Below are 10,755 nucleotides of genomic sequence, written 5' to 3'. Positions count from 1 at the left end.
CCTTGGATTTCCCTCTACCCGAGACAACAGTATCAAGCTCCCAATGGCCGAACGTTTGACGCCCTTTGACATCAGACGGACGTTTACTGATCGGTAGTCCGACGTTGAAGCGTCCACGCGTCTCACGTGGTTTCTGACGCTTTCCCTTTTGTCGAAGGAGTCCAGAATCGGCCTCGACGAGGCCCGTATAAATCCAACGATAGATCGTCTTGAACGAGAGTCCTTCTTCTTGGAATAAGCGTCCTGCAATCTTTCGGACAGAGAAACCTAGCTCGAGATACGTCTCTATTTTGACTCTTTCTGATGTGGTAAGATGAACATGGCTCATAACGAATCCTCCATTGAATGTGGTGTGGTAGCTTTATTCTACACGAGGTCGTTATGGGTTTTTTTGTGCTTTCTCCTAGGTGTTGCACTTAATATTACAATTCGTCAAACGAAAAAGAAGCCCCTCGCGAAGGGCTTCCATCTTATGCAATCACCTCGCGAACAATGCGCTGAGGGTTTGCTTATAACCGGGTTCGTCTCTGTACGTATGTACCAGAGCAATCAATAAGTTGCAGGTCCAAGTGTTGGAAAAACATCCAGAGCCACCAGATCAACTTCCGTGATTATAAATCACATACCTTGTTTTCAAGTCACTGAATTACCTATGATAATGAACTTAATGTAAAAAGGCGCATATGCCTACTTTTTCTAAACTAGTCACATAGCCTAATTCAAATAAAAGTCTTTTGATTATTAATCACTTCAAGACAAAAATCGCAATGAATCAATATTTTATCGAGCTAATTCAAAATTTGAAATGAGTATGATAATTATTTTTAAGACACTACTTGTGATAATAGGTACTTATCACAAGTAAATTGAGTGTACTTGAATTTGACATAATATTCCTATTAGATAGATACACAAGGGGGAGTCTGTAAGGTGACAATTATCGTTGTTCGTTCATTTTAAAATTTTTAATCTTATAATTTGAAGTGATATTTTAAAATGAGATAAATAAGTTGCCAATAGTAAATATCCAGGTTTGTATGAACGAAGGTAGTAGGAGAATCAAGTGATCTCAATATTTCATCTCACATTTAAGTATTTTTTACAAAATAATTAGTAAAAAACGTGCATTTCTTCTCAATCAAGAGAAAATCAGCACGTCGTTTTTTAGTTTGATTAAGATTTAAATAATTTTATACTTGTATAGCCGTATTTTTTCTTGTTTAATAAAGTAGTTAAAAACCTCGACCACTTCTGAAATGTAATCAGGAACCCAACCCAAAATTTAATTTGGGTTTTAACCACAATCGCCCACCGTTGGCCCAATCAATTATAATGCCTGCAAGTAAACTAATCACAAATGCCCAAAGTGATTCTAAAATGATTAAATCTAGTTTGTTTATAATTTCTTGCATATGCATCGCCTCCATAATTGTTTTAGTTTCTAACTGAATGCTAAGATAACGCAAACTAACAATTAGAATAGATGCAGGCAAAATGATGGCAAAGTATCGAAACTTTGGAAAGTTCCTCATTACATTTCTGTATAATAATACCATGATAATCAACTTAATACAAGTATCTATACTACGATGTATTTATTTTAATAAATATTCATTCCCTATAGTATCTCATTTAGTTCCTAAACAGTAATTATTGATTGTCTAATGATTTAGTAGAAGCTCATCCTTCGGTAGCGTATCTAACATATACCATGCTTCTCTTTTGTATCCGCGAAGACACGCTCAATTGTTTTCTGACGCTTTCGATACAGCGAACGATTCACATCTGTATGTCTGAGAAGCTCCACCTCATCCATGGCTTTTTGTCAGAGATGATGAAGGATGACCTTTCTTTAGACAACTAAAGTTCAGAACGTGGTTCCATATGAAGTAAAAATAAGATATTTTTATATTCAATAGAGTCGAAGGTGACATATAAGTACGTACATATAAAAAATAAGGAGGCTGGGACATAACTCAGCTTTAGATGAAAAAAATAAGGGATTGCGCATCGTGACGATGGCAATCCCTTATTTTCTTTAAAAGTCAGCTAGTTATGTCCCAGCCTCTTTTTCTGTTACTGCCGTTTGTTCTTGACCGTTTCCACCGTTTGAAAGACATTCGAATACATGGCGGTGATATGTCCCTTCGTCTTGACATCGTTATACAAGCCGTATGTCCAAAACAAGGTCGTTTTCCCGTTCAAGTAACCGGCTGCATAATCGGTCGTTTCCCCCGCTGCTTCCTTGTACGAAATCCAGTCCGCGATGAACGGCACATACCCCTTATTCGACCCGATGAAAAACGTCGGAATTTGCATTTTCAGGTAGGTATCGGCATACTCGCCTTGATTCGCTTCCAGTAACTTGTTCGGCATAATCAGGACAGCGTCGAACGTTGAAGCGATCTGCTTGCGATTCTTTAATTCACCGAACGAAATCTTCTTTAGACGGACGTTATCTTCCCGGACTTCCGGTGTTTTTCCGATATAAGCAATGTTCAACGGTTCGCCCGTATATTGCGGAAAGTTTGGCTCTGGCTGTCCGATCCCACATCCACCGAGCATGAGGGCCAGCGGAATCGAACAAAGAAGTCGTTTTTTCATCTTGCCACTCCTTTAAATAAATAACGGAAGATACTCGTCAAAAATCCGTGTCATGACTTTTGGTGTATTTGCGATGTAGACATTGATCTGTTCCTGGTTCGACTGAAGCGGATCAAGATCCGTCTCATCCGTCGGGACGTCCGAGATCCCTTTGATGATGATACACTCGACTTCATTTTTCCGGCAGATATAGGCAATCGCCGCCGCTTCCGTATCAGCAATTGTGATGCCATTCTCCTGTAGTTCCAGGTAATCACACCACATGACGACGGCGCGGTCGGCCGTCCCGATCGTCCCATACCCGTTGATGCCATATTTCGCGACATCGATCGAAACGATGAAAGACGGTTTAAGTAACGGCTCGACTTCCTTCACCGTACAGTCATATTGGACGGCACGATCCGGAATAATGATGTCGAGGACGTCAAACCGTTCATCGATCCCGGCGCATGTCCCGACGACAAGCACTTTCTGAAGTGAAAAACGCGCCAGCATGTACTGATTGCCACCGACACCATTCACTTTCCGGACACCGGTACTGTAAAAGACGACCGGCGTCCCGTTGATTGTCCGGCAAAAGAATTCCCCGTACGGGTACGTGATCCGTTCCGTTTCTTTCACGTGAAAGTAATCTAACGTCGCTTCAAATTCCCAAACCGTCGCAATGCTGATACCCACCATGAAGCGGTTCTTGCCAATCGCCTCCGAACTCAATCCCATTTTTCCTCTTCATCCATCCAAATCCGCCGCTTCAAGTTAAACGTTTCTCCTTCGTCATGGACATTAAAATAGGCTGGCAGTTGAACCCGCTCTCCACCGGCTTGTTGCCAACACGTGCTGAACCAATCCGCAAAGAGTTGGCGTTCCTGTTCGATTAAGATTTCTTCATTTTCCTCATGGAATACATCAAAGTCATCCGATAACTTTCGAGTAACGTGATAATACACCGCCTCGTCGAGCATCGATTTACTACCGGCAAATCCTGGTGTCCCTACATCTTCAAACACTTCATTGGCTTCTCGGTCCATCGAGAAGAACATGATTGACAAGGTGCACTCAGTTGATTCAACGAATGCTGAAAAATCAAGCAGCTCGACATCCGGTGCAAAGTTTGCCCCCGCGATTGTCTTCAAATTGTTGACCAGCACGTCTGTGTGCTGCGCAAGATTCGTTTTGATTGAAGCTAAATACTCATCAACTGTAAACATAGTTATAACCTCCATTACGATTCTGAACCATCCTGTATTTAGGATGATTTCTGGTTATCCATACAAATACTGGATACCACCTTCTTTATCATACGTCTTTTCGTTGTTCAGGCAAGCCTTTTTTAGACACAAACAACCTCCACCCGCTTCGGATGGAGGTCTATTTGATTAACGTTGTATTGCTTTGTCATACGCCAAGTCTTGTCCGTTTGTCGCAATGACCTGTTTATACCAGTCGAACGAATCTTTTTTCATCCGTTCCATTGAACCGTTGCCTTCATTGTCCCGGTCAACGTAAATCATGCCGTAGCGTTTTTTCATCTCACCTGTCGTAAACGACACGATGTCGATAATTCCCCATGGCGTGTAGCCCATCAATTCGACGCCGTCTTCCGTGACCGCTTCCGTCAACGCCTCGATATGCGTCTTCAGATAGTCAATCCGCGCTGCGTCATGAATCTTACCGTCTTCAATCGTATCGACGGCCCCAAAACCGTTTTCGACGATGAAGAGCGGGAGTTGGTACCGGTCATACAGACGGTTCAGGACGTAACGGAGTCCGACCGGATCAATCGCCCAGCCCCAGTCGCTCGACTGGATGTACGGATTTTCGACACCGTTCGCCAATCCGCCGTTGACGATGTTGCCTGTATTGTTGACAGTCGCGTCGTGCTTGACCGTCGTCGACATGTAGTAACTGAAGCCGATGTAGTCGACCGTTCCGTTTTTCAGGATTTCGTCGTCGCCGGCGAGAATCGGAATCTGATACCCTTCGCGTTCGAACTCTTTTAAGGCATAGTTCGGATAATAACCGCGTGCCTGAACGTCCGGGAAGAAATAGCGCTGACGCATCGATTTTTCCGCCAGCATGACGTCTTCCGGATGCGACGAGTACGGATAGATCGGGACGTGCGAAATCATCGCCCCGATTTGGAAGTCGGGATTGATTGCTTTTCCTTTCGCGACGGCAAGGGCACTGGCAATCAGCTCGTGGTGACCGGTCTGATACATGACTTCCATCGCGTTTTCACCCGGCTCGACTTTGACACCGGAGTTCGTCCAAAGGAACAACGGGTTTTCGACATCCATCTTGTTATTAATTTCGTTGAACGTCATCCAGTATGTCACTTTGTCTTTGTAACGCGTGAAGCAGACTTCAGCGAATCGCTCGAAGAACTCGGCGACTTTCCGGTTGCGGAACCCGCCGTATTCGCGGGCCAGGTGCAACGGCATCTCGAAATGCGACAACGTGATGATCGGTTCGATGCCGTGTTTCAATAACTCATCAAAGACATCATCATAAAACTGCAGTCCTGCTTCATTCGGTTCCGTTTCGTCGCCGTTCGGGAAAATCCGGCTCCAGCCGATTGACGTCCGGAGACATTTCAGACCCATCTCGGCAAACAAGGCAATGTCTTCTTTATAGCGGTGATAAAAGTCGATCGCTTCATGGTTCGGGTAAAACGTCCCGTCTTCGATCGTATCGGTGATTCGTCGGGCAACTCCGTGTTCACCCGCTGTCATGACGTCAACGACACTTGGTCCTTTGCCACCGGCGTTCCAGCCACCTTCAAATTGATGGGCAGCCAGTGCCCCGCCCCATAAAAAATCGTTGGGTAATGTCTTCATCTTCGTTTCCTCCTCATATTTTCTCTATTATTTAACGATCGTTAAAATCGCCGTATTGGCTTCGACCGTTTCCTGTTGTCCCACGATCACTTCCGCATAACTAGACGCGTTCGTAACGATGACCGGCGTGATCGTCTGTAATCCGTGCTGTTCGATGGCAGATGCGTCAAACGTCAATAACGTTTGACCGGCTTCGAAGCTCGCCCCATCTTCGACATGTAACGTAAATGGCGTTCCGTTCAAACCAACCGTTTCCAGCCCGACGTGAATCAAGACTTCGATTCCACTCGTCGACCGGAGACCAATTGCGTGTTTCGTCGGCGCAACCATGACGACAGTACCGGCGAATGGTGCGACGACCGTGTTTCCAGTCGGACGAATCGCGACGCCTTGCCCCATTGCTCCCGATGCAAAAACTTCATCCGGTACGTCCGACAGTGGCACGATTTGTCCCGCAAGTGGTGCTTGAATCGTTTCTTCGTTCGTCAACGTTGCACTGACTTCTTGTGTCGGAACCGGTGTCGCCGGTGTCGTCGTCACCGGGACGACTTTTTCTTCGCCAAAACCGAGAATTTGAATCAAGACGATCGGTAAAATCAAGGCAATCGCCGTTCCAATCAATAATCCGACGATCGACGACGGATAGTCGGAACTGATTCCGTTGACGAGCGTCAATGGTCCCGGCAGACCGGCGTAGGCGAAGTAATACGGTTTGAAGAAACTGGCGACGACGGCTCCGACCGCGCCCGAGATACACCCGTAAATGAACGGTTTCTTAAAGCGTAACGTCACACCGTAGATCGCCGGTTCCGTAATTCCGAAAATCCCGGTCAGACCGGCTGAGACACCAACCTTTTTCGTTTCCTTATTGCGGGTTTTTAAAATGACACCAATGACGGCACCGACTTGAGCGATGACAGCAATCGTTTGGTAAGCCTGGAATGAATCCCGACCGTATTGTTCAAAGTTTGCCAGTACCATCGGCGTGACACCCCAGTGGACGCCAAAGATGACGATGATCTGCCAAAAGCCGCCGATGATCAGTCCGGCAAGTGCCGGTGCATTTTCGGCCAAATAATTGTATCCGTTTGCAATTCCTTCCGCTCCAAGTGTCGTGATCGGACCGATGACGAGAATCGTCAGCGGCACCATGATGACCATGCTGAAGAACGGTACGAACAACGGTTTGATGACTTCATTGATTGTCCGGTTCAAGAACCGTTCGAGATAGGACAGCAACCAGACGAGGAACAACGGTGGCAAGACCGATGACGTGTAGGTCGTTCCCGATAAGGCGATGCCAATAAATGAAATCGATTCACCGGATGTGATCCGTCCGGCCATCTCGGCCCACGTCGGACTGACGAGTGCCGCACTACAGGCGACTGCGATGAACTGATTGACTTTAAAGTGATTCGCTGCCGTGATCGCAATGAAAATCGGCAGGAATGTGAACGGTGCCCAAGAGATAAAGCTGAACACTTCATATGTTCCCGTCGCGGCAAAGTCTTTAAACACAAGTGAAATTAAGATGAGTGCCCCTTGCAGGATTCCGGCTGCCGCTAAGATATAGACGAACGGTGCAAAAACGGCGGACATCGTTGCGATGATCCGGTTCAAGATTGTTCCCTTCGGTGCTTCGCTTCCCTGTTCCGAATTCCCGTCCTCTAATGAAACAAGTGGCCGGAACGCTTCATAGACTTCCCCGACATGCTGACCGATGACGACCTGGAACTGACCGCCTGATTCGACGACCGTGATGACACCCGGTAAAGCAGCGACTTGGTCTTTTGCCTTCGCATCCGATCGTTTCAACACTAACCGCAGCCGTGTCGCACACCGCGCGACACTGATGATATTGTCCTCGCCGCCGACTGCTTCCAAAATCGAATGCGCCAGCTGCTGATAATCCCGCACTTTACTCATCCCTGAACCTCCTTATGTTGTAAATCCGAATCGTGCATCCTTATTATAATTGTACATGTACAATTTATCAATCCATATTTAATTTAATTATTTGTATGATGTAGTTCAAAATCGTCTTATGCTATAGTAAAAAAGCAGAACAATTACTGGAAAATGAGGGTGAGTCATGCTGAAATACCAACAGACGGCGACGGAAATCGAAGCCTATATCGAACAACATGCTTTACAACAAGGCGACAAACTACCGGTTCTCGATCAATTGATCCGTCAATTCGAGGTCAGCAAGACGACGATGACGAAAGCACTGGAATTATTGGAGCGAAAAGGGACTATCTTTCAAGTCCGCGGCAGCGGAATTTTTGTCCGGAAGACGAATCGGAAAGGCTATATCGAGCTGTTTTCGACGCAAGGCTTTAAACAGAATCTCGTCGAGCATGACATCCAGTCCAAAGTCTTGTCGTTTGAGCTGATTCCATGCCCGGAAGAGATCATCGAAAACCTGGGTAGTACTCCCGAGGAAATGGTCTATGCCATCAAACGGATCCGCTATATCAACGACAACATCATGTGCCTCGAAGAGTCCTATTACCGTCAAGCAATTGTCCCTTATTTGAACCGGGAAATCGTCGAACAGTCGATTTTTGAATATCTGGAGACAGCACTTGGACTGAATATCGGGTTCTCGGATATGTACATGCATGTCGGCAAGTTGCCGGACTCGATTGCGCAACACTTGGAGCTAAAAGCCGGTGATCCGGCATTGACCGTCGAGACAATCTTCCACTTGACGAACGGCCGGCCGTTCGACTATTCCGTCATCACCTATCATTACGAGCACTCGCAATTCGTCGTTCAGGCGAACGGCTTGTATTTATGAGGAGACTTCGCACATGAATGAAGAAGTGCTTTTTTATTACGCGATTCTCGCTGGCGGTATCATCTGTATGGTGCTGAGTGTATTGTTATATTTCTGGCTCCGTGAGGATAACGGAATCGAATTTTCCCTGTTTTTCCGACTCGTTTTACTGTGTTTATTCGGGGTGGGACTGGTCTGGTATTCGGCTCCGAGCCTGAAGTACGTCGTCTACCATGACTATGCGACGACTAAAGGAGTCTGTACGGTAGAGTACAATGATGAATCCAACCCGCGGACGATTGATCTTTATTACGATGAAACAGGCGACTATTTCAGTTTCTTGGATCGGGCAGACCTCGGCGCATACGGACCGGACGTCCCATACACTTGTCACGTGACGACGACAAAAGATCATGAATTTGAGATTTCTTACCGGATTTACGATTTCAAGACGGATAAGTTATTGTATTCATCTGAATGACCGAAACTACTTCGAGGGTAGGAATATGACCATGACCATCCAAACTAACCGATTGACGATTGTACCGTATACGACTGAATGGACGCCGCTCGTTTTGGAACAATGTTACGAGAACGGTCCTGAACTTGAGAACCACTTAATTGAACTAGCAGAAAATCCTGCCCTGCTTCTTTGGGGAAGCTGGCTTGTCATCCACCAAGCTGACGGCTATATCATTGGGGACATCGGCTTTAAAGGACTTCCTTCTGAAGATCATACCGTTGAAATCGGCTACGGTTTGCTTGATTGTTACCAAAACAACGGCTATGCAACGGAAGCTGTCGGCGCCCTTGTAGACTGGGCGTTGTCCCGTGCGGACGTTTTAACTGTCTTAGCTGAAACATCGTCGACGAATAGTGCTTCAATCCGAATCTTGGAGAAAATCGAGTTCAAAAAAACCAGTGTATCTGACACATCGATTTATTGGTCCTGCTATCAGACGGACATATCCAGTTGAATACTGAAATCATCACTTATTTTCTCATCCTCTTGTTAGGTGTTTCATTTGTCTTACCGGCCTGTTACTTTCTTGTGCTTCACTTCGATAATCAGCAATATGCTTTCTTAAAGAAGCTCAAATGGACGGGTGTCCTGTTGCTCGGATTACTGTGTCTTTGGATAACGGTGCCGAATTTCACTGAGATGTTGTCACGTGATTATCGGATATTAGAAGGTTCCTGTATTCTAGAACCGTCTGAGTCGAAAAGAACATCCATCGACATCACATTAACGGAAACCAACGACATGTTTTCTTTCCGTGACGGACCTGATCTTGATGCTTACGGCAAGAAGGTTCCGTATTATTGCCGGGTGACGACGACCCGGAATCAGGCGTTCGAAATTGATTATCGGGTCTATGACAAAGATACGAAAAAGCTGCTCTATGCGAATTGAACAGACAAAATAAGCGGAGTCCCTGTTTTCAGGAACTCCGCTTATTTTACTGTTCGATACCCGCTCGTTCAGCCGGTTCAAGAAACAGTTCATCATCAAATGTCGTCAGTTCGATCATTCGGCCGTCTTTTTCATACCAAGCGGCTAGTCCTTCCCGGTCGACCAGTTTCCAGCCATCTTGCCGGATCCGCATCGCGTACAACACGCCGGGTCCTTCGACTTCCGAAACGAGGTGCGTCTTGATTAACAAACCCTCCGCCTTTTCATGAACGGTCCCAGTACTCGGAATCGGAAAGTCGTTCACTTTTGACGACTCAAACAGATAAAACCAACCGGCTCCACTAATCAGTACCATGCCGATCATGAATGCCATCCACTTTCCCATACGTCGTGTCTTCATGTCACCTTACCCCTTTAAAATCATCTATGTATCGATTTAATTTTACCAATCATTCCCTTACTCCAACCTCCTGCTTAAGACGGATTCTTGTCGAACAAAGGGTATGAAAACGAATGAAAGACTCCATGTTTTTGTGAAAAGAATATATGAAATTCAGAGAAGAAAAAGTCAATGTAGTCGACCTGAAGGAAGCCAAAAAAAGTGTCTACGCGATCGGAATCGCTAGCCTGACTTTCGGGTATATTCCCTTTGAAGGAGGTGAAAAATGGTGTTGAAGCATAAGGCCTACAAATTCAGAATCTACCCCACAAAAGAGCAAGAAATTCTGATTGCGAAGACGATTGGGTGTTCGCGTTTCGTCTTCAACCACTTCTTGACAAAGTGGGATGAAACGTACAAGACCACTGGAAAAGGACTGTCTTACGGTTCTTGTTCTAAAGAAATTCCTTTGTTGAAGCAGGAGTTCGACTGGTTGAAGGAAGTCGATAGTACATCTGTTCAGATCAGCGTCAAACATCTTGCTGATGCGTTTGACCGCTTCTTCAAGAAGCAGACCGAACGCCCTCGTTTCACGTCCAAGCGCAATCTCGTCCAATCGTACAAGACGAACATACAGGGCAAATCTCAACATTCTTACATGACGATGATATGAAACCCGCTCAAAAGTACCAAGCAGAAATTATAACACTTATACACATCTCCAACACCAACAACCCAA

At 45.7% G+C, this 10,755-nt stretch carries 12 protein-coding genes and 1 pseudogene; 5 read left to right on the top strand and 8 right to left on the bottom strand.

The features are described from left to right. The 7 genes from BLD48_RS12605 to BLD48_RS12580 form a co-directional block, all read right to left on the bottom strand. Positions 1-328 (bottom strand): IS30 family transposase (locus tag BLD48_RS12605; protein ID WP_143082943.1); only part of this gene is annotated, 328 nt, incomplete at its 3' end. Between the two features lie 934 nt (positions 329-1,262). After that, positions 1,263-1,412, bottom strand: coding sequence for a hypothetical protein (locus BLD48_RS16320; RefSeq protein WP_161487721.1), 150 nt, complete (start codon positions 1,410-1,412; stop codon positions 1,263-1,265). A gap of 664 nt (positions 1,413-2,076) precedes the next feature. Further along, the gene (locus BLD48_RS12600; protein WP_083412330.1) at positions 2,077-2,604 is read right to left on the bottom strand and encodes a hypothetical protein; all 528 of its coding nucleotides are present in this window, start codon (positions 2,602-2,604) and stop codon (positions 2,077-2,079) included. 12 nt (positions 2,605-2,616) lie between these two features. Further along, entirely contained in the window at positions 2,617-3,285 is a 669-nt protein-coding gene (locus BLD48_RS12595; RefSeq protein WP_071500522.1) for a 5'-methylthioadenosine/S-adenosylhomocysteine nucleosidase family protein, read from the bottom strand. 29 nt (positions 3,286-3,314) lie between these two features. After that, on the bottom strand, positions 3,315-3,812 hold the full coding sequence (locus BLD48_RS12590) for a hypothetical protein (RefSeq protein ID WP_071500521.1): 498 nt from the start codon (positions 3,810-3,812) through the stop codon (positions 3,315-3,317). Between the two features lie 168 nt (positions 3,813-3,980). Then, entirely contained in the window at positions 3,981-5,441 is a 1,461-nt protein-coding gene (gene bglA / locus BLD48_RS12585; RefSeq protein ID WP_071500520.1) for a 6-phospho-beta-glucosidase BglA, read from the bottom strand. Between the two features lie 27 nt (positions 5,442-5,468). After that, positions 5,469-7,367, bottom strand: a complete 1,899-nt coding sequence (locus BLD48_RS12580) for a beta-glucoside-specific PTS transporter subunit IIABC (RefSeq protein WP_071500519.1) — start codon at positions 7,365-7,367, stop codon at positions 5,469-5,471. Between the two features lie 166 nt (positions 7,368-7,533). On the opposite strand from BLD48_RS12580, the gene BLD48_RS12575 reads away from it, so the two are divergent. Genes BLD48_RS12575 through BLD48_RS12560 form a run of 4 tightly spaced genes read left to right on the top strand, consistent with a single transcriptional unit; the run spans position 7,534 to position 9,637 of the window. Next, positions 7,534-8,244: a GntR family transcriptional regulator gene (locus tag BLD48_RS12575; RefSeq protein ID WP_071500518.1), complete on the top strand. Its 711-nt coding sequence runs from the start codon at positions 7,534-7,536 to the stop codon at positions 8,242-8,244. Between the two features lie 13 nt (positions 8,245-8,257). Next, complete coding sequence (locus BLD48_RS12570) at positions 8,258-8,704, top strand: hypothetical protein (RefSeq protein ID WP_071500517.1); 447 nt, start codon at positions 8,258-8,260, stop codon at positions 8,702-8,704. Between the two features lie 25 nt (positions 8,705-8,729). Next, positions 8,730-9,200 (top strand): GNAT family N-acetyltransferase, encoded by a 471-nt coding sequence (locus BLD48_RS12565; RefSeq protein ID WP_236630022.1) that lies wholly within the window; start codon positions 8,730-8,732, stop codon positions 9,198-9,200. Continuing rightward, complete coding sequence (locus tag BLD48_RS12560; RefSeq protein ID WP_071500515.1) at positions 9,197-9,637, top strand: hypothetical protein; 441 nt, start codon at positions 9,197-9,199, stop codon at positions 9,635-9,637. The genes BLD48_RS12565 and BLD48_RS12560 overlap by 4 nt, the downstream gene beginning before the upstream one ends. A 46-nt stretch (positions 9,638-9,683) precedes the next feature. Here the strand turns inward: BLD48_RS12560 and BLD48_RS12555 are convergent, their stop codons facing one another. After that, on the bottom strand, positions 9,684-10,037 hold the full coding sequence (locus BLD48_RS12555; protein ID WP_071500514.1) for a hypothetical protein: 354 nt from the start codon (positions 10,035-10,037) through the stop codon (positions 9,684-9,686). Between the two features lie 265 nt (positions 10,038-10,302). Between BLD48_RS12555 and BLD48_RS12550 the strand changes: the two are divergent. Then, positions 10,303-10,665 (top strand): annotated as a pseudogene (locus tag BLD48_RS12550) (helix-turn-helix domain-containing protein); the annotation flags it as partial. Between the last annotated feature and the right edge of the window lie 90 nt (positions 10,666-10,755).

It is taken from the genome of Exiguobacterium sp. KRL4, from assembly GCF_001870785.1.
Lineage (GTDB): Bacteria > Bacillota > Bacilli > Exiguobacteriales > Exiguobacteriaceae > Exiguobacterium_A.
Note: the sequence above shows the minus strand (reverse complement) of the source record. Positions and strands in the feature narration are given on the sequence as shown.